Genomic DNA, 21,592 nt, shown 5'->3' with positions numbered 1-21,592 from the left:
GACGGGCTCAATTCCTTTCGTAGATTCAAGTCAGGCCAGAAGCAGTGCGGCCAGAAGCAGCACTGCACCACCCACGATGGAGGCAGCATACCAACGCAGGCGGCCGTTCTCTGTAAGGCTCAGCGTGAGGTTACCGGCACGCGCGAGGATCGGGACAATCAGGATCGCCTTGTCGATCGGATCGCTACGCAGCAGTCGGGTAATCGCCAGGTAAGGCTTCACGAAGATCCAGTTGTAGAGCCAGTCGAAGCCCCAGGCGTGATACCACCAGGTACCAAAGAATCGACCCGGAGCACTCTTGGCAAGTGCACTGACAAAGCGACGCTTGCCCAGGAAGAGCAGGGCCGCCAACAGGATGCCGGCCAATGCAATGGCGCCTGAGGCAATTTCCAGACTGTGCTTGGCTTCGCCACCTGCATGGCCAGCCGACTGAGGCAGTACACCCGCCAGCGGTGGTGTGATCCAGGCGCCGATAAAGGTGGACAATACGATCAGTACGATTAGTGGCAAGTGATGTGCGATCCCATGACCACCATGGGCCTCAGTCTTGGCTTCACCGTGGAACACGATAAAGATCAGGCGGAAGGTGTAGATCGAGGTCAGGAAGGCACCTACTAGGCCTGCAATCAGCAGATTCTGATGACCGCTGGCAAAGGCTTCCCAGAGGATCTCGTCTTTTGAGTAGAAGCCAGCCGTAATCAGCGGTAGCGCTGCCAGCGCTGAACCACCAACCAGGAAGCTTGCATAGGCCAGCGGAATCTTTTTCCAAAGACCGCCCATCTTGAAGATATTCTGCTCGTGATGGCAGGCCAGGATGACCGAGCCGGATGCAAGGAACAGAAGCGCCTTGAAGAACGCATGGGTCATCAGGTGGAAGATCGCACCGCTCCAGGCGCCTACACCCAGGGCTAGGAACATGTAGCCGATCTGACTCATGGTGGAGTAAGCAAGGATACGCTTGATGTCGGTCTGTACCAGTGCTGCAAAGCCTGCCAGAACCAGCGTAACCGCACCCACGATACCCACTAGATGCAAAATCGAAGGCGTCAGCTCGAACAATCCATGACAACGGGCGATCAGGTATACGCCGGCAGTCACCATGGTCGCTGCGTGGATCAGCGCCGATACTGGGGTCGGGCCTGCCATCGCATCGGCCAGCCAGGTTTGCAAAGGCAGCTGGGCAGATTTACCTACCGCACCACCCAGCAGCATCAGCGTAGCCAGCATCAGCAGCGGATCGTTCATCGTGAACACATCTGGCGCACGAGTCAGCAGTTCCTGGATATCCAGCGTGCCCAGTGTCATGAACAGGATAAACAGACCGAAGGCCATGAACACGTCGCCCACGCGGGTTACGATAAAGGCCTTGAGTGCGGCGTTACCGTTGGCACGTTCGCTGTAGTAGAACCCGATCAGTAGGTAACTGCACAGGCCTACACCTTCCCAACCAAAGTAGAGGAAGAGCAGGTTATCGCCCAGTACCAGGAACAACATGCTTGCCACGAACAGGTTGGTATAGGCAAAAAAGCGTGCATAGCCTGCTTCACTGCGCATGTACCAGGAGGCAAACAGGTGAATCAGAAAGCCTACACCGGTGACCACACACAGCATGGTTACCGAGAGACCATCCAGGTACAACGCGATATTGGGTGCAAAGCCATCAACGGTCATCCAGTTCCACAGCACCTGGGTGACAGCGCCGGAAGGCGGCGGGCTGGACAGGAACTGCCAGCTAACCCAGGCGGCTGTAAGCGCAGATAGCCCGATCGAGCCTACTCCAATCAGGGCAGATAGGTTTTCGGACCAGCGGCTACGGGAAAACGCCAGCAGCACAAACCCGATAAGGGGAAAGACGAAGGTAAGAGGTAACAGGTTCATCCGCGCATCTCGCTGGCAGCATCGACATCGAGGGTTTGGAAACGGCGATACAGTTGCAGCAGGATCGCCAGGCCAATACTCGCCTCGGCAGCAGCAAGGCTCAGTACCAGAATGAACATCACCTGACCATCCGGTTGCCCCCAACGGCTGCCACCGACCACAAAAGCCAGGGCGGAAGCATTCATCATGATTTCCAGACTCATCAATATGAACAGGATGTTGCGCCGTACCATCAGGCCAACCAGACCCAGGGCGAACAACGCGCCGGCAAGTGCCAGACCATGTTCCAGAGGTATCGCATTCATAGGTCCATTCCTTAACGAGTTACTCGCCGACGCCTTTGACGTCTTGTTGCCGGCCCAGGTGGTAGGCCGCAACCAGCGCAGCCAGGAGCAGCATCGACGCCAGTTCGACCGCTAGCAGATAGGGGCCGAACAGGCTGATACCAACCGCTTTTGCATCAACCGTGGTATGACCGATGCTTGCACCGCCGGGCATTCTGCCCAGCACCAGCAGCAACTCGACCAGCAACGCGATGGAAAGAATCGAAGGGCCAACCCAGATGCCAGGCGTTAACCACTTGCGTTCCTGCTCAACCACGGCAGGGCCGAGGTTGAGCATCATCACGACAAATACGAACAGCACCATGATGGCGCCAGCGTATACGATGACCTCAAGCGCACCGGCGAATGGAGCGCCAAGGCTGAAGAAGGTCATCGAGACCGCTAGCAGCGAGATGATGAGGTAGAGCAGGGCATGTACCGGATTACGGTTGGTAATCACCCTGAACGTGGCCAGTACGGCGACACCGGCAGCGAAATAGAAAGCAAATTCCATCTTTCCGTCCTTACGGCAGCAGGCTCTTGACGTTGATTGGCTCGGCCTCGTTCTTCGCAGCACCCTTGGGTTTGCCCGCAATGGACATACCGGCGACGCGATAGAAGTTGTAGTCCGGGTACTTGCCGGGTCCGGAGATGAGCAGATGCTCCTTCTCGTACACCAGGTTCTGACGCTCGTACTCGCACATCTCAAAGTCCGGTGTCAGCTGGATAGCGGTGGTAGGACAAGCCTCTTCACACATGCCGCAGAAAATGCAGCGGGAGAAGTTGATACGGAAGAACTCCGGATACCAGCGACCGTCTTCTGCTTCGGTTTTCTGCAGGGAAATACAGCCTACCGGGCACGCTACCGCACACAGGTTGCACGCCACGCAGCGCTCCTGCCCATCGGGATCACGGGTCAGGACAATCCGGCCTCGATAACGAGGCGGCAGATAAACCGGCTCCTCGGGGTATTGCAGGGTGTCGCGCTTTCTAAAGGCATGGGAAAAGATCATCAGCACGCTTCGTAGCTGAGTCCATGTGCCATGCACGACATTGACTATTTCTTTGAACATGGCGGCTCTCCTCAGTGAACCACGGCCGGGGTGGCGTTATACAAAACCACCGCACCGGTAACGAGCAGATTGATCAGGGTCAGCGGCAGACACACCTTCCAGCTGAACGCCATCACCTGGTCATAGCGCGGACGTGGGATAGACGCACGCAGCAAAATGAACAGCATGATAAAGAACGCAGTCTTCAGGGCGAACCAGATGAAGGGTGGCAACAGCGGACCATGCCAGCCACCAAAGAACAGCGTGACGAGCAGGGCAGACACCAGCACGATGCCAATGTATTCGCCTACGAAGAACATGCCCCACTTCATGCCGGCATATTCAACGTGGTAACCATCTGCCAGCTCCTGCTCTGCCTCCGGCTGGTCAAAGGGGTGGCGGTGTGTCACCGCAACGCCTGCGATCAGGAAGGTACAAAAGCCGAAAAACTGAGGGATGATGAACCACAAGCCCTGATGCTGCGCTTCAACAATATCTCGCATGTTGAAAGAGCCGGTCACCGCGACGACGCCCATGAGCGAAAGCCCCATGAACACCTCGTAGGAGACGGTTTGGGCTGAAGCGCGCATGCTACCCAGCAAGGCGAACTTATTGTTGCTAGACCAGCCTGCGAACAGCACTGCATAGACTGCAAGGCCAGCCATCGCAAAGAAGAACAGAAGACCAATGTTCAGGTCCGCCACACCCCAGGTAGGTGTGATCGGTACCACGGCAAACGCGATCAGCAAGGCGCTCATCGCAATGACGGGTGCCAGCATGAACGTCATCTTGTCCGCGAACGGTGGCGTCCAGTCTTCCTTGAAGAACATCTTGATCATGTCGGCGCCCAGCTGGAAGGCACCGAAAGGACCGACACGGTTTGGCCCGTGACGATCCTGCCAGAGGCCAAGCAGACGGCGCTCGACCCAGCTAAGCAGCGCGCCGCAGATAACGACGGCCAACAGGATCACGATGGCCTTCACGACGGCCAGGATAATGGCGATGACGGAAGGGGTTAACCAACTCATTGCGCAGCCTCCTGGACGCGATCGATGGTAAGACCCGCCAGGCGGGCTGGGATGCCTTCAAACCCCACCGGCAAGCCGATCAAGCCAGCAGCCAGACCAGGTTTGACCATCAGCGGCAGGCTCAGCGCCTGACCAGCAACCGTAACGCTGACCTTGGCACCAGGATTGACGCCCAGACGGTCTGCATCAGCTTTTGCAAGCGCGACGTAAACTTCGGGGATACGCTCCTGGAAAGTCTCCGAGCGAGCCGAGGTCTCTTCGCTGCCGAACAAATGATGGATCGGTACGGCTTTCCACTGGTTCGCCTGAGCGGAATAGGCTGCCGGAATGGCGTTGAACCAGCTCAGGCGATCGCCAGAAGACTCGATCAGACGAATACCAGGATCGCCCGCACGCAGATGTCCGCCTACCTCGTCCTGGAACTTGTTCCAGGCTTGCGGCGAGTTCCAGCCAGGAGACCAGGCAAATGCGATCTGCTGACGGGGTTCGGCGCTGCCGTAATAGCCTTCCATGGAGAAGGCGAAGGCAGAGTCTATATCCTGTGGCGTACGCGGCTCGTGAACGCTGATATTGGCGCGCATTGCAGTACGACCGCTGTAACGGTGAGGCTCACGGGAAAGCTTCTGGCCCTTGATACGGAAGGACGCGCTGGGCGCTGCATCCCGAATGCCAGCCAGGCTCGGATGACTTGCTGCACACGCCTCGGTAACCTGGTCCAGCTGCGTCCAGTCCACGGCCTTGCCCTGCAAGGTGCTGTGCAGTGCATGTAGCCAACGCCAGCCTTCACGAATCAGGCTACTCGGATCGTAATAAGTAGACTCGTACACCTGGAAGAAACGCTGGGCACGGCCCTCCTGGCTTACCAGGGTGCCATCACCTTCCGCAAAGCTTGCGGCTGGCAGGATCAGGTCGGCACGCTCTGCCGTAGCTGTACGCTGATGGTCCAGTACGATCAACGTTTTGGCTGCCTTGAGTGCTTCTTCTACGCGTGCAGAGTCGGCGCGACGGAACAGGTCGTTTTCCAGCACGACCAGCGCGTCGGCTTTACCCGCTGTCAGCGCGTCGAACGCATCATCTACCGACTCGCCGCCAAAAATGGCCAGGCCCATGCTGTTGGCTTCGGGAACGACAAGGCTCAGCGAGCCGTTCTTTTCCTTCAGCGCCAGTGCCTTGGCAATGTTGGCAGCAGCCTCGATCAGCGCGCGTGATCCCAGTGAAGTACCCGAGATAATGAGCGGACGCTTGGCATTGAGCAGGGTGTCGGCCACCAACTTGACCTGCTGCGCTACTTCATCGCTCAGACCTTCTACTGCCGGAGCGGAAGCGTCGAGAGCGTTGGCCAGTGCAAAGCCGAAGCGAGCCAGATCTTCCGGCGCACCGTGGATAGTCTGCGCAGCGATGTCATCCAGACGTGTCTCAGCCAGGCTGGCCAGAAACACGGGGTTTTTGCTGGACTGCCCGATGGTCTGGACAGCCGCCTTGTGCCACTCAGGAATACGAGCTGCCGCTGCAATATCGGTTGCCTTGCCTTTGGCTGCCTGACGGACTGCCAGGGCGACACGGGCTGCGGTCTGGGTCAGGTCTTCGCCTAGCACCAGCACAGCGTCATGGTGCTCGATGTCGCGGATGGTGGGTACAGGAAAAGGGCTGTTACGCAAGACATCCAATACAAGGCGGACATGTTCAAGCTCATGCTTGGCCATGCCGCTGTAATAGTTTTCTGCACCTACCAGTTCACGTAGTGCATAGTTGCTTTCCAGGCTAGCACGGGGAGAGCCGATACCGATTACCCTGCGCCCACGCAATAGCTCGGCAGCCTTATCCAGTGCAGCATCTACCCCTGCGTTGAGCGAGCCGTTACGCAGCAGTGCCTGGCGAGGGCGATCCTTGCGGTTCACATAGCCATACCCGAAGCGGCCACGGTCGCACAGGAAATAATGGTTAACCGAGCCGTTGTAACGGTTCTCGATACGACGAAGCTCGCCATAGCGCTCACCGGGGCTGATGTTGCAACCAGACGAGCAGCCATGACAGATGCTTGGTGCAAACTGCATGTCCCACTTGCGGTTGTAGCGCTCGGAGTGGGTCTTGTCGGTAAACACACCGGTTGGGCAGACTTCGGTCAGGTTTCCGGAAAACTCGCTTTCCAGTGTGCCTTCCTCAACGCGGCCAAAATACACATTGTCATGGGCGCCATAAACGCCCAGATCAGTGCCGCCCGCGTAATCCTTGTAATAGCGCACGCAGCGGTAGCAGGCGATACAGCGGTTCATCTCATGGGAAATGAACGGGCCCAGGTCCTGGTTCTGGTGGGTGCGCTTGGTGAAGCGATAACGGCGCTTGTTATGGCCTGTCATCACGGTCATGTCTTGCAAGTGGCAATGACCGCCTTCCTCACAAACCGGGCAGTCGTGCGGATGGTTGGTCATCAGCCATTCAATGACACTACTGCGGAAGTCTTTGGCTTCCTGGTCATCAATGGATATATAGGTTTTGTCCGTCGAAGGCGTCATGCAGGACATGACGAGGCGACCACGGGTGTCGTTCTCATCAGCAAACTGCTTGACCGCACACTGTCGGCAGGCACCGACGCTACCGAGCGCCGGGTGCCAGCAGAAATAGGGAATATCGAGACCGAGGGACAGGCAAGCCTCCAAAAGGTTGTCCGCACCGTCGACTTCGTACTCTTTGCCGTCTACGTGGATAGTGGCCATGGTTCTTCAGTCTTCGTTTGCCGGGGGACCTGGAAAGGCTTGAGCCTTTCCACAGCCTTACCGCGGCGTGGCTATTGGAATCACGGTGTCGCCGTCTTTACACATGCGTTCAGGCGGCGACAGTGGCCAGCTCAGCGAGCCGGCACACAAATCAAATGACTGTTTCTACAACGGAAGGCTGGGGCTCGCTGGGAGCCTTCTTCACGCCCGCCTCGAATTCGCTGCGGAAATACTTGATTGAGCTGGCCAGTGGCTCGACCGCACCAGGGGCATGAGCACAGAACGTTTTGCCTGGGCCAAGGAAGGTGCATAGCTGCAGTAGCGTCTCGATATCGCCGCTTTGACCTTCGCCTTTTTCCAGCGCGCGCAAGAGCTTGACGCTCCATGGCAGACCGTCGCGGCAGGGCGTACACCAGCCACAGGACTCACGGGCAAAGAACTCTTCCATGTTGCGCAGCAGCGAAACCATATTAACGGTATGGTCTACCGCCATGGCGAGGCCGGTCCCCATACGGGTACCCACTTTGGCGATACCGCCAGCAAACATAGGTGCCGAAAGATGCTCCGGCAGCAGAAAGCCCGTGCCTGCACCACCTGGCTGCCAGGCCTTCAGGGTATAGCCTTCGCGCATACCGCCAGCATAGTCTTCGAATAGCTCTTGAGCGGGTATGCCAAACGGCAACTCCCACACCCCGGGATTCTTGACCTTGCCGGAGAAGCCCATGAGTTTTGTACCCATGTCTTCGCTTCCCTCGCGCGCCAATGATTTGTACCAATCGACGCCATTGGCGACGATGGCTGGCACGTTGCACAGGGTTTCGACATTATTTACGCAAGTCGGCTTGCCCCAGACGCCAACAGCAGCAGGGAAAGGCGGTTTGGAACGTGGGTTGGCCCGGCGGCCTTCAAGCGAATTGATCAGGGCGGTTTCTTCACCGCAGATGTAGCGGCCTGCACCGGTGTGAACAAACAGCTCGAAGTCAAAGCCACTGCCAAAGATGTTTTTGCCAAGGTAGCCAGCGGCCTTGGCTTCCTCGATGGCGCGATTCAGGTTGCGTGCGGCATCGACATACTCACCACGAAGAAAGATATAACCGCGGTAGGCCTTCAAGGCCCGTGCGCTGATGATCATGCCTTCTACCAGGAGGTGCGGCAGCTGCTCCATGAGCAGGCGGTCCTTCCAGGTGTTAGGTTCCATTTCGTCAGCGTTGCACAGCAGATAACGAATGTTCAGACTTTCATCAGCAGGCATCAGGCCCCATTTGACGCCGGTCGGGAAGCCCGCACCACCGCGGCCCTTGAGGCCCGAGTCCTTGACAGTCTGAACGATATCCGTAGATGCCATGTCAGCCAGCGCCTTGCGCGCAGCGCTATAGCCGTCTTTGGACGTATATTCCTCAAGCCAGACCGGCGCGGCATCGTCACGCAGACGCCAGGTAAGCGGATGAGTTTCGGGTGTACGAGCGATTTTGTTCGCAGGACCCACGGAGGTAAGCGTCATACATAACCCTCCAGCAATTTGGCGACACCGGACGGCTGGATATTGCCGTAAGTGTCCTCATCGATCATCAGGGCGGGGGCTTTGTCGCAGTTGCCAAGGCAGCATGTCGGGAGCAGGGTAAAGCGACCATCAGCGGTTGTCTGGCCCAGGCCGATACCTAATTGCTCCTGGATCTGTCCCAGTACGGATTCATGGCCACCGATATAGCAAACCATGCTGTCGCAGACGCGGATGATATGACGGCCGACGGGCTGACGAAAAATCTGGCTATAGAAAGTAGCTACGCCTTCCACATCGCTTGCAGGAATGCCGAGGATTTCACCGATGGCATAGATAGCGCCATCCGGGACCCAGCCACGTTCCGTTTGAACGATTTTCAGTGCTTCGATAGATGCCGCACGGGCATCCTCGTAGTGATGCATTTCATGTTCGATGGCAGAGCGTTCGGTTTCACTCAGCTCGAAACGATCAGTTTGAATCAGTGTACTCATGATCAGCGGTCCACATCGGCCATGACGAAATCGATACTGCCCAGGTAGGCGATCAGGTCCGCCACCATGCTGCCTCGGATCACCGAGGGGATCTGTTGCAGATGCGGGAAGCTGGGCGTACGAATGCGAGTCCGGTAGCTCATGGTGCTGCCGTCGCTCGTCAGGTAATAACTGTTCAACCCTTTGGTCGCCTCAATTATCTGCATGGATTCGTTGGCCGGCATGACCGGTCCCCAGGAAACTTGCAGGAAGTGAGTGATCAGGGTCTCGATGTGTTGCAGCGTTCGCTCTTTAGGTGGCGGCGTCGTCAACGGATGGTCTGCCTTGAAGGGGCCTTCAGGCATGTTTTTCAGACACTGATCGATAATGCGCAGGCTCTGACGCATCTCTTCGATACGGACCAGGCAACGATCATAGGCATCGCCGTTGTGCGCGATAGGGACTTCGAATTCGAAGTTCTGATAACCCGAATAAGGCCGTGCCTTGCGCATGTCGAAGTTCAGGCCGGTGGCTCTCAAGTTCGGACCGGTTACGCCCCAGCGCAACGCCTCTTCAGTGTTGTAATGGGCTACACCTACGGTACGACCTTTTAGGATGCTGTTCCGAATGGCTGATTTTTCGTATTCATCCAGACGTTTGGGTAGCCAGTCAACGAACTCCTTGACCAGCTTGTCCCATCCTCGAGGCAGGTCATGGGCCACACCGCCAATACGGAACCATGCTGGGTGCATCCGGAAGCCGGTAATGGCTTCTACCACCTTGTAGGCGCGCTGACGATCCGTAAAGGCGAAGAAGACCGGTGTCATGGCGCCCACGTCCTGAATATAGGTACCCAGGAACAGGAGATGACTCATGATGCGGAAGTATTCACACATCATGATTCGAATCACCTCAACCCGTGCAGGGACTGTAATTCCGGCAAGCTTTTCAACGGCCAGTACGTAGGGGAGGTTGTTCATGACACCGCCCAGGTAGTCAACCCGGTCGGTATAAGGAATGTAACTGTGCCAGGATTGACGTTCGCCAGTTTTCTCGGCTGCGCGGTGGTGATAGCCGATCTCGGGAACGCAGTCGACAATCTCTTCGCCGTCCAGCTGAAGAATGATACGGAAGGCACCGTGGGCGGACGGGTGGTTCGGACCCAGGTTCAGGAACATGAAGTCAGACGTGTCGCTCTGCTGCTTCATGCCCCATTCTTCAGGCTTGAAGCGCAGGGTTTCCTGCTCCAGATCTTGCTTCGCCGCGTTCAGGGCGTAGGGGTCGAATTCCGTCGCGCGGGCTGGATAGTCCTTGCGCAGCGGGTGGCCTTGCCAGCTGTCAGGCATCAGCATCCGCTTGAGCAGGGGATGGCCGTCGAACCGGATGCCGAACATGTCCCAGACTTCACGCTCGTACCAGTTAGCGTTCGGCCAAATATCAGTCACGGTGGGCAAGGTCAGGTCGTTCATCGACAGCGCAACCTTGATCATCACATCGCTATTCCGCTCGATGGACATCAACTGATAGAACACAGTGAAGTCGGCCGGCGGCAGGCCGCGGCGCTGGGTACGCAGCCGTTCATCCATGCCGTGCAGGTCGTACAGCATAACGTACGGACGCGGCAGGTTACGCAGGTAGGTCAGTACTTCTTTAAGCTTTTCACGGGGCACCCACACTACGGGCATGCCCGTACGAGTAGTTTGAACAGTTAGCGCATCCGCGCTAAAGCGTGCCTTGAGTTCACCCACCACGCCTTCATCTTGGGCAGCGTGCAGGGGTGCGGACAGAACAGTGTCTGCAGTCATGATTATCCGTCGCTATCGGTCAACGTCACGTGTGAGCCTGAGGGCTCACACTTCGTCGGGGCTGCGCAGGTTGGTTACCTGAATACGCTGTTCGCGTCGCTGCTCTCGTTGGGCTGGCATCTCGGCACGATAAATACCTTGCTCACCAACAACCCATGAGAGTGGACGACGCTCTTCGCCAATCGAGTCCTGCAAGAGCATCAAGCCTTGGAGGAATGCCTCGGGACGAGGAGGGCAGCCCGGAATATAGACGTCTACAGGCAGGAACTTGTCCACGCCCTGGACTACCGAGTACACGTCGTACATACCACCAGAATTAGCGCAGGCGCCCATTGAGATGACCCACTTGGGTTCGAGCATCTGTTCGTACAGACGCTGAATGACCGGAGCCATCTTTATAAAGCAGGTACCTGCCACCACCATGAAATCCGCCTGCCGCGGTGAGGCCCGGATAACTTCAGCACCAAAGCGGGCGATATCGTGCGGCGCGGTAAACGCTGTGGTCATTTCCACATAGCAGCACGAAAGACCGAAGTTGTAAGGCCAGAGGGAGTTCTTGCGCCCCCAGTTGACGGTGTTGTGCAGGACGTCATCGAGTTTGCCCATAAAGATGTTCTTATGGACTTGCCCTTCAGTCGGATCGGAAACGGTTTCCCGTGTCCCGGCCGGATAGCGTTCTACGACCGCATCGGGATCGATCCTGGTAAGTTTGTATTGCATCGCCAAAGCCTCATTGTTTTAGCTTCGCCTGCCGCTTACGGCGGCCTTCAGGAGCCCAGTCGAGCGCCCCGATCCGCCATAGGTAAACAAGACCCGCCAACAGAATTGCTATGAAAACTGTAACTTCGATGAATCCAGCCCATCCTGATTCACGGACGGATACGGACCATGCGAAGAGAAAGAGCGCTTCGACGTCAAAGATCACGAACAGCATCGCGACCAGATAGAATTTAGCGGAGAGGCGCAGTCGCGCTCCACCGGTAGGAACGATACCCGACTCGAAGGGATCGTTTTTACTACGGCCAACAGCACGGCTGCCTAGCAGGCTGGAAACGCCGAGCATGAATCCTATAAGACCGACTACACCCAAAAGGAAAATCGCAAAGCTCCAATTGTGAGCTAGAAGACCGGTCGTATCAGGCATGCTCATGGTCCTTATCGTTTTTGCTAGTAAAAATCCTGCCTCATCCTGCGACATGACGTCGCAAGCGGCGGTGGAATTCTATTCCTGAATAACGCGTGTGTAAAATTTTTGACGAAAAAAGATTTGTTTAAATGATTTCCGTCAATCGCATTCAAGTAAAGTGGATTAAATCTTTGTTTATTAAGATTTATTCTCAACTAAATTCGCTATTTGGACGCTCTAATAATTGAGTGATTTAGTTGGTTTTATACGTGCAAATCGCTCTTGTTATTAGCGTAGCAGGCTCACTCCCAATTGCTAGAAGTATTGTTCTTTATAAATAAGCTGCGTAAGTTTAGCGTTTTAATATGAAGGGTCCAGGTAATATCTTATTGATATCACCTGGATTCGAATACGACAGATGAAGCGTGTTGTGAAGTGCAGTCAATGCATGGACGCTAGTGAGATATGTGCGTCTTGAAGGTTGATACGCCAGGGTGTTTTTAGTCGAGAAGGTCCACCTTGACCCTGAGTTGAGTATCCTGACTGCCCCGAGTTGAATATTCATACAGGATTCTGTCTTCAGAGCGTGAAGCATTCTGTGAAAAACCGCTCAGCGTAATCCATTCGCCTAGCCGGCCGCTGACGCGGGTGCTGGTGGATTGAGTATTGATAGTGTTGGGCTGATTTCTGTCCAGGCTGTTGTTGCCGCCATCTATTGTCAAATGTACAAGATTGCCTGTAAGGCTGGCAGTAACGTAAAAGCCACGGTTGAGATCGCGATACTCAGTACGGGTATAAGGGCGACCGTAAGGGTCGATTTCAGTGGTGGAAATAGGCACGCTTTGACCAATCTTGACCAAGGCAGGGGAGCCTTCCGTTGCCTGTACCTGCTGTGTGCCGTCTTGCTGTGTACCGGTGCTGTTACTGATGATGCGAACATGCGTGTCTGGATGATTACCCAGTCGTCCGTTAACCGAGTAACCCTGCTCATCGCCCTCATCTGCATCGCGTGTATCGACAGTAATCAAAAGGCGATGCGGCTCTGTATCCAATTGAGATAACAGGCTTTTGATTTCTGTGATTTTGTTCGACTCAGCATTAACGATGAGTTGATTGCCATAGGTACTGACTTTGCCTTCTGAGCCCAAAGTGGATTGCACGATAGGCAGCAGTTCATCGGCGGTTCTGTAATTAAGGGGAATCACTTCAGTACGAGGTGCCGCCTGTGCTGCGAAAGCAGTCATCAGCATGGACAGAAATAAGGCCAAGTACGCGCGATAGGGCTTCATAACACCATGCTTCTCACGTTAGGGTCCGATTGGCTGGTTTGCCAGATGCTGTCGAATCGGCTCTGTTGCAAGCGAACAGTGGCTCTCGCGTTGTAATAGGCCGTACCGGTATATAGCTGTGGGTTGTTGCGAATCACCAGGCCCTGATCGTCTATCAGTACGTAAGCGGTGTCGTCTGCCGGATAATCAGGCGAGCGCCTGCGAATTAAAAAGTTACTGGTCAGGCGTCGTGCCAGATTGATGAGTCGATGGCTCTGACGTACAGCTTGGCCTGAGTCCTTGAGCAGTACACGCAGGCGATTGCGAGGGTGCGCCAGTAAAAAACGTGTAATAGCGTGCTCTACATCGCTGCGGTTGTAGAGTTGTGGTTCAAAGTCTGGACTATAGATACAGATGCTGCGTCGTGCCTGGGAAAGCAATTCAACGATATGGAGAGCAGCAGCATCAGGAGTCTCGAAGCGCATCTCACGCTTTTCATCGGCAGCTACGGTCTCTGTTTGCTCCAGCGTAGAGTGTCTGGTCATGTCGACATGGGCGATACCCGCCTCCAGATATTCATCACTGGTGACAGTAAACCCCAAGCGCTGATAAAACGGAATGGCCTGGATTTGTGCGCTCAAAACCTGACGATGTAATCCGCGTCGCTCGGCCTCGGATATCACTGCATGCATGATGGTTGAGCCAACATTGAGGCCGCGCCAATCGCGTAAAACCGCAACGCGACCTATGCGGCCATCCTCCAGTAGGCGAGCAGTGCCTACTGGATAAAGACCCTCTTGAGCCAGAAAGTGTATGGCATGCTCATCTTCCGAGTCCCATTCCATTTCTGGCGGTACAGCCTGCTCTTGGACAAATACGGTTTCTCGTATATGTCTCAGGGCCTCGTTGTCACGCTTCCAGTCTGCGACGCGGATAGAGAGATCACTCATCAGCAAATACCAGGCTGCCTTGTTCAATGAGTTCGCGTATCAGTTCCCGGCCGGCTTCATCCTCTAGCCAGTTGCCCAGGTTTTCTTGATGCAATGCGTCAGCTGAGCATACCAGCGCAAGCAAGGGTTGAAGGTGGCCGGAAAGTAATCTGCTTTGACCGCTCGCGAAAATCATCACATCGTCGCCCATTTGTGACCAGGCCAGTCGTGCGCTGGGGTTGCGTATAAGGCAGGCGCCATCTTCCAGAGCTTGGACCAGATCACCTTCTAGAAGAGACTCGCCGCTGATCAGTTCAGGGTAGCGCGGCTCGGTCATGTATTGGCCAAACCAGGCCAATAGCATCCGCTCATCATTGATGTGTTCTTGTATAAGGGCTTTAAGGCGATCTACAGCGTCTTGCTTGATCTGGCCAGAGTCTGCTGCCTGCACAGGTTCAGTGCCTGCATCACTATAGCGCTCTTCTTCCGGGATGAACTGAGTCAAAAAGTCGGTGAAGTGCGTCAAGACCTCTGAGGTACTGGGTGCGCGAAAACCTATCGAATAGGTCATGCACTCATCCTCGGCAATGCCATCATGGGCAAGCTGAGGGGGTAGATACAACATGTCGCCGGGTTCCAACACCCATTCATCGGTCTGCTCAAATTCCGCCAGGATCTTGATATCCGGGTTGTCCTGTAAAGGACTTTCACTGGTGCAACGCTGACCGATCTTCCAGCGACGTCGACCATAACCTTGCAAAAGGAATACGTCGTAGTTGTCGTAGTGGGGACCAACGCCGCCGCCTGGTGCTGCATAGCTGATCATGACGTCGTCGATGCGCCAGCTTGGCAGGAATTTGAATGGCTCGACCAATTCGGCTACTTCAGGAACGAACTGGTCAACCGCTTGAGCGAGCAGTGTCCACTCACGCTCAGGCAGGGTAGAAAAGTCTTCTTCCTTGAAGGGACCTTGGCGTAGCTGCCATGGGCCTTGTTCTCCGGACGCGATGATGCGTGACTCAACTTCTTCTTCGAGAGCGAGGCCAGCCAGTTCGTCAGGAGATAGCGGTGTTTCGAAATCCGGGATGGCCTGACGGATCAACAGGGGTTTGCGCTGCCAATAGTCGCGCAGGAATTCTCGAGCCGTCAGGCCGCCCAACAGTTGCAAAGGAGTGTCTGCGTTCATGTCTGTCTCTGAAATAAAAAAGCCCGGCGCAGCCGGGCATAAGAATAGGCTCGGTATTCAAATACGCTTGGCTTGCTCTATAGCATTACCAATATAGTTGGCAGGTGTCAGCGCCTTGAGTTCTGCCTTGGCCTCTGCAGGAATGTCCAACCCTTTAATAAAAGTTTGCAGGGCTTCGGCGCTGATGCCTTTGCCGCGGGTCAATTCCTTGAGCTTTTCATACGGATTAGCTACGCCGTAACGACGCATGACGGTTTGAACCGGCTCGGCCAAGACTTCCCAGCAGTTGTCCAGATCGTCAGCGATACGCTGCGCATTCAGCTCCAGCTTGCTGATGCCCTTGAGCGTGGCTTCATAGGCAATAACACTATGGGCGAAGCCGACACCCAGATTACGAAGCACCGTCGAGTCGGTCAGGTCGCGCTGCCAGCGAGAGATAGGCAACTTGCTGGCAAGGTGCTGCAGAAGTGCATTGGCAATACCAAGGTTGCCTTCGGAGTTCTCGAAGTCGATCGGATTGACCTTATGTGGCATGGTCGAAGAACCGATTTCGCCCGCAACGGTTTTCTGCTTGAAGTAGCCTAGCGAAATATAGCCCCAGATATCCCGGTCAAAATCGATCAGGATGGTGTTGAAGCGAGCAATGGCATCGAACAGTTCCGCAATATAGTCATGCGGCTCGATTTGCGTAGTGTAGGGGTTCCAGGTAAGACCCAGGTCATTCTCGACGAAGGCTTGTGCGTTCGCCTCCCAATTGATTTGGGAATAGGCCGACAGGTGTGCGTTGTAGTTACCTACGGCGCCGTTGATCTTGCCAAGCAGCTCGATACCAGCGATCTGCTTGATCTGGCGATCCAGGCGATACACCACGTTGGCCAGTTCCTTACCCAGTGTAGTAGGGGAGGCTGGCTGTCCGTGAGTGCGCGACAGCATCGGGACGTCGGCAAAACGGTGCGCCAGCTCGCGGATGGCGCCCGAGATGTTACGCATCAGTGGCAATAGAACGGTATCACGACCTTCGCGAAGCATGAGTGCATGAGAAAGGTTATTGATATCTTCTGATGTGCAGGCGAAGTGGATAAATTCGCTGACGGCATTGAGCTCAGGCAGTGCTGCAGCCTGCTCTTTCAGCAGATACTCAATAGCCTTGACGTCGTGGTTGGTCGTGCGCTCGATTTCCTTTACCCGTTCTGCCTGCTCCAGGCTAAAACTGGTTACCAGCTTTTCCAGAATCTCATTGGCCTGCGTGGAGAAGGGCGCTACTTCGGGGATGGCATCATGCGAGGCCAAGCGCTGGAGCCAGCGAACTTCAACCATGGCGCGGAAACGGATCAGACCGTATTCGCTGAAAATCGGGCGCAGGGCTTGGGTTTTGCTGGCATAGCGGCCGTCAATAGGCGAAACCGCGGTAAGCGAGGAAAGCTGCATGGGGCATTCTCGACAGTCAATGAGAGGAAAAAGGCGCGATAGCATACACCAAAGCGCCATGTTTGGCTGAGCGCGAGCGAGATGGCTGATCAGCTGTTCAGGAGAGGATAGAGCTCATCAAGCATCTTGCGTCGACTAAAGACCATCTGCCAGCGGTGTCCGCCCAGTTGTCGCCAGAGACGGGCAGAACGAATGCCGGCCAATAGCAATGCTCTCACCTTGGCGGCGTTGGCCGGTATCTGTAGGTAACGCATCTCGCCATGCACCTGAATACGCTGGCGAAATGTACTCAGTGTGTCTTCATAAATGCTGCCAAAGCTGGCAATGACGTTTTCATGCGTCAAACCAAAGTGTTGAACCTGCTGCTGCACCTGATCAAGGCGCTTGCCAATCAGTTCCAGCATGTCTTCGCGCCGGTCTAGCCGTCGTTCCAGAGCAATCATCGACAAGGCGTATTTAAGAGGCTCTCGCTGCAGGCTTGAGGGGTTGCGCTCCAGGGCGCTGGACAACGCCCTCATGCCATCGCGCAGGTCGATACTGTCTCCGCCATAGACCTCAAGTGTGGTTTGTGGGTTTGTAGCCAGCAGGCTGCCCAACATGCAGGCCAGTGGCGCCTCGCTGATCTGTCCCGTCTTGGCCAGGCGATCGACCAGAAACGCGGCCTCGAAGACAGCACCCAGTGCTACCAGTTGCTCATGTATCGACGTCATGCTGCAGGGCTCTCCCTATATGCAGGCTCAGCGTCTTCGATAACACCACCACCCAGGCAAATCTCTCCATCATAGAAAACAACAGATTGACCTGGGGTGACAGCCCTTTGTGGCACTTCAAAGACAGCACGATAACCGGTGGCTGTTCTTTCAAGGCGGCAGGCCTGGTCCTGCTGGCGATACCGTACTTTGGCTTTCAGCTTGAGAGGGGACGTCAAATCGACCGGGTTGACCCAGTAAATAGTGTTGACGGTCAACGCTTGAGAATACAGCCAGGGGTGTTCGTTACCCTGACCAACGATCAGAACGTTACGCTTCAGGTCTTTGCTCAGGACGTACCACGGGTCATCTCCGGAATCCTTCATGCCACCGATGCCCAGCCCCTGCCGCTGGCCAATGGTGTGATACATCAGCCCATGATGTTTGCCGATGATCTTGCCTTCGGTGGTTTCGATATTGCCGGGCTGAGCGGGCAGGTACTGCTTGAGAAAATCGGCAAAGCGGCGCTCGCCGATAAAGCAGATACCGGTAGAGTCTTTTTTTCGTGCTGTGGCCAGTCCGTATTTTTCGGCAATCGAGCGAACTTCGGGCTTTTCCAGTTCGCCTACCGGGAACAATGTCTTGGCCAGCTGTTCGCCACCCACCGCGTGGAGGAAATAGCTCTGGTCCTTGTTGGGATCCAGGCCTTTTAGTAGCTGAGTCTGGTCGTTTTCGTCCCGACGGCGAACATAATGACCCGTGGCGATAAGATCGCCCCCCAGCATCAAGGCGTAGTCAAGAAATGCCTTGAACTTGATTTCCCGGTTACACAGGATGTCCGGATTGGGCGTTCGGCCTGCCTTGTACTCTTCCAGGAAGTGTTCGAAGACGTTATCCCAATATTCGGCTGCGAAGTTGGCCGTGTGCAGCTTGATACCAAGCCGGTCGCACACTGCCTGGGCGTCAGCCAGGTCTTCTTTGGCTGTACAGTATTCAGTGCCGTCATCCTCTTCCCAGTTTTTCATGAAGAGGCCTTCGACCTGGTATCCCTGTTCCTTCAGGAGCAGCGCTGAAACAGAGGAGTCCACTCCGCCTGACATGCCGACAATGACGCGTGTTGAAGAGGGCGTATGCATATGCAGAAGTATTCAGGAAAAAGCACAGTTTAACAGGGTAAGGCAGGGCACGGCGACCTAGAGACGGATCACTTCCAAGGGGAAGGAGCCAGTGCTGAGATAATCATCAACGCAGCGCAGGACCAATTCACTGCGCCAGGAGGCCTCATTTGCAACCAGTTCCTCCCGGGTCATCCATTTAGGGCCGATAATGCCCTCGTCGAGTGGGTGCTCGGGTAGGTGGCGAAGCGGACGCGCTGAAAAGCAGACGCGCTGGTAGGTCACACCATTGCTAGGAGCGGTATACAAGTAAATGCCTGTGACACCTGTAAGCTCAACTTCCCAGCCGGTTTCTTCGAGGGTTTCTCTACGGGCGGCGTCGAGCAGGCTTTCATTGGCCTCAAGGTGCCCGGCCGGCTGATTGAGACGTGGCTGGCCATCAATCAGTTCTTCAGTAAACAAAAAACGTCCCTGATCTTCAATAACGGTTGCGACGGTGATATGGGGTTCCCATTTCATAAGAGGCCCTGTTTTCAATGAAGCATAGAGGTAAAGGCTGAAAGCAGAACCCCGGCACTGGGCCGGGGTTCTGTAAGCACTAGCGTGTCATATTAGGACAGCGTGGCCAGGGCTTCGTTGAGGGTCGCGCTTGGGCGCATTGCCTTGCTGGCAAGTTCTGCGCTCGGGTGGTAATAACCCCCAATATCCACAGGCTTGCCCTGTACTTCGTTCAATTCGGCAACGATCTTGGCTTCGTTGTCGGCAAGCTGCTTGGCCAGCTTGGAAAACTTCGCCTGCAGTTCACCATCCTCGGTTTGCTCAGCCAATGCCTGAGCCCAGTAAAGGGCTAGGTAGAAGTGGCTGCCACGGTTGTCCAGTTCGCCTACCTTGCGTGAAGGCGACTTGTTGCTGTCCAAGAACTTACCGTTGGCCTGGTCCAGTGTCTTGGCGAACAGGCGAGCCTTGGCGTTATTGGTTGCATGGCCATAGTGATCCAGCGATTCGGAGAGCGCCAGGAATTCACCCAGAGAGTCCCAACGCAGATGGTTTTCCTGTACGAACTGCTGAACGTGCTTGGGTGCAGAACCGCCTGCGCCAGTCTCGAACAGACCGCCACCGTTCATGAGCGGAACGATGGACAGCATCTTGGCACTGGTACCAAGCTCCATAATGGGGAACAGGTCGGTCAGGTAGTCACGCAATACGTTACCGGTAACGGAAATCGTGTCCTTGCCTGCACGGATGCGCTTAAGGGACAGGCGAGTTGCCTCAACCGGAGAGAGGATCTGAATGTCCAGACCAGCGGTGTCGTGATCCTTCAGGTAGGTCTGTACCTTTTTGATCAATTGGGCATCATGGGCGCGTGCAGGATCCAGCCAGAACACTGCCGGGGTGTTGCTGGCACGTGCGCGGTTAACTGCCAGTTTTACCCAGTCGCGGACCGGAGCATCCTTGGTCTGGCACATGCGCCAGATATCACCTGCCTCGACAGTATGCTCAAGAAGAACATTGCCGTTGGTGTCAGTAACACGAACCACGCCGTCAGCGGGGATCTTGAACGTCTTGTCGTGGGAGCCGTATTCCTCGGCCTTCTGAGCCATCAGACCTACGTTAGGTACGCTACCCATGGTAGCCGGATCGAAAGCGCCGTTTTGCTTGCAGTCTTCGATAACCGCTTGATAGACACCGGCATAGCAGCGATCAGGGATCATGGCCAGGGTATCGTACAGCTTGCCATCGGCGCCCCACATCTTGCCTGATTCACGAATCATGGCGGGCATGGAGGCATCGACAATCACATCGCTTGGAACGTGCAGGTTGGTAATACCCTTGTCAGAGTTCACCATGGCCAACTGGGGGCGCTGCTCGTAAACGGCTTTGATATCCGCTTCGATTTCTGCCTGCTTGTCTTCCGGCAAGGTTTTGACCTTGGCGTACAGATCACCAATACCATTGTTTAAATCAACACCCAACTGATTCAACGTGTCAGCGTGCTTTTTGAGCGCATCAGCATAAAACACCGAAACTACGTGACCAAACATGATGGGGTCAGAGACCTTCATCATGGTTGCCTTGAGGTGCAGGGACAACAGAACGTCGCTGTTCTTTGCGTCAGCAATAGCGGCTTCGATAAAGCTGGCCAGAGCCTTCTTGCTCATGACTGATGCATCGATCAGCTCGCCAGCTGTTACGGATGTTTTTTCCTTCAGTACCTGCGTGCTGCCATCGTTAGTGGTCAGCTCGATCTTGACCGTGCCTGATGCTTCGATCAGCGCAGACTTTTCGCTGCCGTAGAAGTCGCCCTCATTCATGTGCGCGACCTTGGTCTTGGAGTCTGCGCTCCAGGCGCCCATTTTATGGGGATGCTTTTTGGCGTAGTTCTTGACGGAAAGAGGTGCGCGGCGGTCAGAGTTACCCTCGCGGAGAACCGGGTTAACAGCGCTGCCTTTGATCTTGTCGTAGCGAGATTTGACGTCTTTTTCCGTGTCGTCTTTTGGCTCGTCCGGGTAGTTCGGTAGTGTGTAGCCTTGATCCTGAAGTTCCTTGATAGCTGCTTTCAGCTGAGGGACCGAGGCGCTGATGTTAGGCAGCTTGATGATGTTGGCTTCGGGAGTAGTAGCCAGTTGGCCCAGTTCAGCCAAGTGGTCAGAAATCTTTTGGTCTTCGCTTAGATATTCAGGAAAAGTAGCGATGATGCGGCCAGCTAGAGAGATGTCGCGGGTTTCAACAGCAATGCCTGATGATTCGGTAAACGCTTTGACGATAGGAAGCAGGGAATAGGTGGCAAGGGCAGGTGCTTCGTCTGTAAGCGTATAGATGATCTTCGACGTTGTAGACATTTGTTACGTTAACCTCTCTGTATCATAGCGATTGCGCCTATTTGAATGGCACCGAACCAGCTAGTTCACCGACAAGGCACCGGTAGACGCAGATGAAAACGCGAGATTTGAGAACAATTCCGGGCACTTGAGCAGGCCAGAAAGGTTTGCCGTTAACGACGCGCCGGGTTTCAAGCCTGCACACACTGAGGCAGGCCCGACCGGACCCGTCCCGGATTGATCTCGGGCTTCTAGGGCCCA

General features: G+C 55.4%; 18 protein-coding genes and 1 pseudogene. All 19 read right to left on the bottom strand.

Going from position 1 to position 21,592, the window contains the following annotated elements:
- Positions 1 to 30: 30 nt before the first annotated feature.
- The 19 genes and pseudogenes from nuoL to HMPREF1487_RS01850 all read right to left on the bottom strand — a co-directional run bounded on the left by nuoL (position 31) and on the right by HMPREF1487_RS01850 (position 21,352).
- Positions 31 to 1,878: an NADH-quinone oxidoreductase subunit L gene (gene nuoL, locus HMPREF1487_RS01940; protein WP_010794912.1), complete on the bottom strand. Its 1,848-nt coding sequence runs from the start codon at positions 1,876 to 1,878 to the stop codon at positions 31 to 33.
- Positions 1,875 to 2,183: an NADH-quinone oxidoreductase subunit NuoK gene (gene nuoK / locus HMPREF1487_RS01935; protein WP_010794911.1), complete on the bottom strand. Its 309-nt coding sequence runs from the start codon at positions 2,181 to 2,183 to the stop codon at positions 1,875 to 1,877. Before nuoK ends, nuoL begins: the two co-directional genes overlap by 4 nt.
- 19 nt (positions 2,184 to 2,202) lie before the next feature.
- Complete coding sequence (nuoJ, locus tag HMPREF1487_RS01930; protein WP_010794910.1) at positions 2,203 to 2,715, bottom strand: NADH-quinone oxidoreductase subunit J; 513 nt, start codon at positions 2,713 to 2,715, stop codon at positions 2,203 to 2,205.
- A 10-nt stretch (positions 2,716 to 2,725) separates the two neighbouring features.
- Positions 2,726 to 3,274: an NADH-quinone oxidoreductase subunit NuoI gene (gene nuoI / locus HMPREF1487_RS01925; protein ID WP_010794909.1), complete on the bottom strand. Its 549-nt coding sequence runs from the start codon at positions 3,272 to 3,274 to the stop codon at positions 2,726 to 2,728.
- A gap of 11 nt (positions 3,275 to 3,285) precedes the next feature.
- A complete protein-coding gene (gene nuoH, locus HMPREF1487_RS01920) occupies positions 3,286 to 4,281 on the bottom strand; it encodes an NADH-quinone oxidoreductase subunit NuoH (RefSeq protein WP_010794908.1) in 996 nt (331 codons plus the stop codon).
- On the bottom strand, positions 4,278 to 6,995 hold the full coding sequence (nuoG, locus tag HMPREF1487_RS01915) for an NADH-quinone oxidoreductase subunit NuoG (RefSeq protein WP_010794907.1): 2,718 nt from the start codon (positions 6,993 to 6,995) through the stop codon (positions 4,278 to 4,280). The genes nuoH and nuoG overlap by 4 nt, the downstream gene beginning before the upstream one ends.
- 151 nt (positions 6,996 to 7,146) lie before the next feature.
- Positions 7,147 to 8,496 carry an NADH-quinone oxidoreductase subunit NuoF gene (gene nuoF, locus HMPREF1487_RS01910; protein WP_010794906.1) on the bottom strand — a complete coding sequence of 450 codons (1,350 nt, stop codon included), beginning with the start codon at positions 8,494 to 8,496 and terminating at the stop codon, positions 7,147 to 7,149.
- Positions 8,493 to 8,993: an NADH-quinone oxidoreductase subunit NuoE gene (nuoE, locus tag HMPREF1487_RS01905; protein WP_173869050.1), complete on the bottom strand. Its 501-nt coding sequence runs from the start codon at positions 8,991 to 8,993 to the stop codon at positions 8,493 to 8,495. The genes nuoF and nuoE overlap by 4 nt, the downstream gene beginning before the upstream one ends.
- On the bottom strand, positions 8,990 to 10,771 hold the full coding sequence (nuoC, locus tag HMPREF1487_RS01900) for an NADH-quinone oxidoreductase subunit C/D (RefSeq protein ID WP_010794904.1): 1,782 nt from the start codon (positions 10,769 to 10,771) through the stop codon (positions 8,990 to 8,992). Before nuoC ends, nuoE begins: the two co-directional genes overlap by 4 nt.
- A 45-nt stretch (positions 10,772 to 10,816) precedes the next feature.
- Complete coding sequence (locus tag HMPREF1487_RS01895; protein WP_010794903.1) at positions 10,817 to 11,491, bottom strand: NuoB/complex I 20 kDa subunit family protein; 675 nt, start codon at positions 11,489 to 11,491, stop codon at positions 10,817 to 10,819.
- A gap of 10 nt (positions 11,492 to 11,501) precedes the next feature.
- A complete protein-coding gene (locus HMPREF1487_RS01890) occupies positions 11,502 to 11,915 on the bottom strand; it encodes an NADH-quinone oxidoreductase subunit A (RefSeq protein ID WP_010794902.1) in 414 nt (137 codons plus the stop codon).
- A 482-nt stretch (positions 11,916 to 12,397) separates the two neighbouring features.
- Positions 12,398 to 13,186 (bottom strand): secretin N-terminal domain-containing protein, encoded by a 789-nt coding sequence (locus HMPREF1487_RS01885; RefSeq protein WP_010794901.1) that lies wholly within the window; start codon positions 13,184 to 13,186, stop codon positions 12,398 to 12,400.
- A 509-nt stretch (positions 13,187 to 13,695) separates the two neighbouring features.
- Positions 13,696 to 14,115 (bottom strand): annotated as a pseudogene (locus HMPREF1487_RS27840) (GNAT family N-acetyltransferase); the annotation flags it as partial.
- On the bottom strand, positions 14,108 to 15,280 hold the full coding sequence (locus tag HMPREF1487_RS01875) for a ribosomal protein uL16 3-hydroxylase (RefSeq protein ID WP_010794899.1): 1,173 nt from the start codon (positions 15,278 to 15,280) through the stop codon (positions 14,108 to 14,110). The gene HMPREF1487_RS01875 and the pseudogene HMPREF1487_RS27840, both read right to left, overlap by 8 nt.
- Before the next feature lie 57 nt (positions 15,281 to 15,337).
- Positions 15,338 to 16,708, bottom strand: coding sequence for an adenylosuccinate lyase (purB, locus tag HMPREF1487_RS01870; protein ID WP_010794898.1), 1,371 nt, complete (start codon positions 16,706 to 16,708; stop codon positions 15,338 to 15,340).
- 89 nt (positions 16,709 to 16,797) lie between these two features.
- Positions 16,798 to 17,418: a high frequency lysogenization protein HflD gene (hflD, locus tag HMPREF1487_RS01865; RefSeq protein WP_010794897.1), complete on the bottom strand. Its 621-nt coding sequence runs from the start codon at positions 17,416 to 17,418 to the stop codon at positions 16,798 to 16,800.
- Positions 17,415 to 18,533 carry a tRNA 2-thiouridine(34) synthase MnmA gene (mnmA, locus tag HMPREF1487_RS01860; protein ID WP_010794896.1) on the bottom strand — a complete coding sequence of 373 codons (1,119 nt, stop codon included), beginning with the start codon at positions 18,531 to 18,533 and terminating at the stop codon, positions 17,415 to 17,417. Before mnmA ends, hflD begins: the two co-directional genes overlap by 4 nt.
- A gap of 57 nt (positions 18,534 to 18,590) precedes the next feature.
- The gene (locus HMPREF1487_RS01855) at positions 18,591 to 19,031 is read right to left on the bottom strand and encodes an NUDIX hydrolase (protein ID WP_010794895.1); all 441 of its coding nucleotides are present in this window, start codon (positions 19,029 to 19,031) and stop codon (positions 18,591 to 18,593) included.
- 92 nt (positions 19,032 to 19,123) lie between these two features.
- Entirely contained in the window at positions 19,124 to 21,352 is a 2,229-nt protein-coding gene (locus tag HMPREF1487_RS01850) for an NADP-dependent isocitrate dehydrogenase (RefSeq protein WP_010794894.1), read from the bottom strand.
- Positions 21,353 to 21,592 lie beyond the last annotated feature (240 nt).

The sequence above is a fragment of the Pseudomonas sp. HPB0071 genome (genome assembly GCF_000478505.2).
Lineage (GTDB): Bacteria > Pseudomonadota > Gammaproteobacteria > Pseudomonadales > Pseudomonadaceae > Chryseomonas > Chryseomonas luteola.
This window is presented reverse-complemented; position numbering and strand designations above follow the sequence as displayed.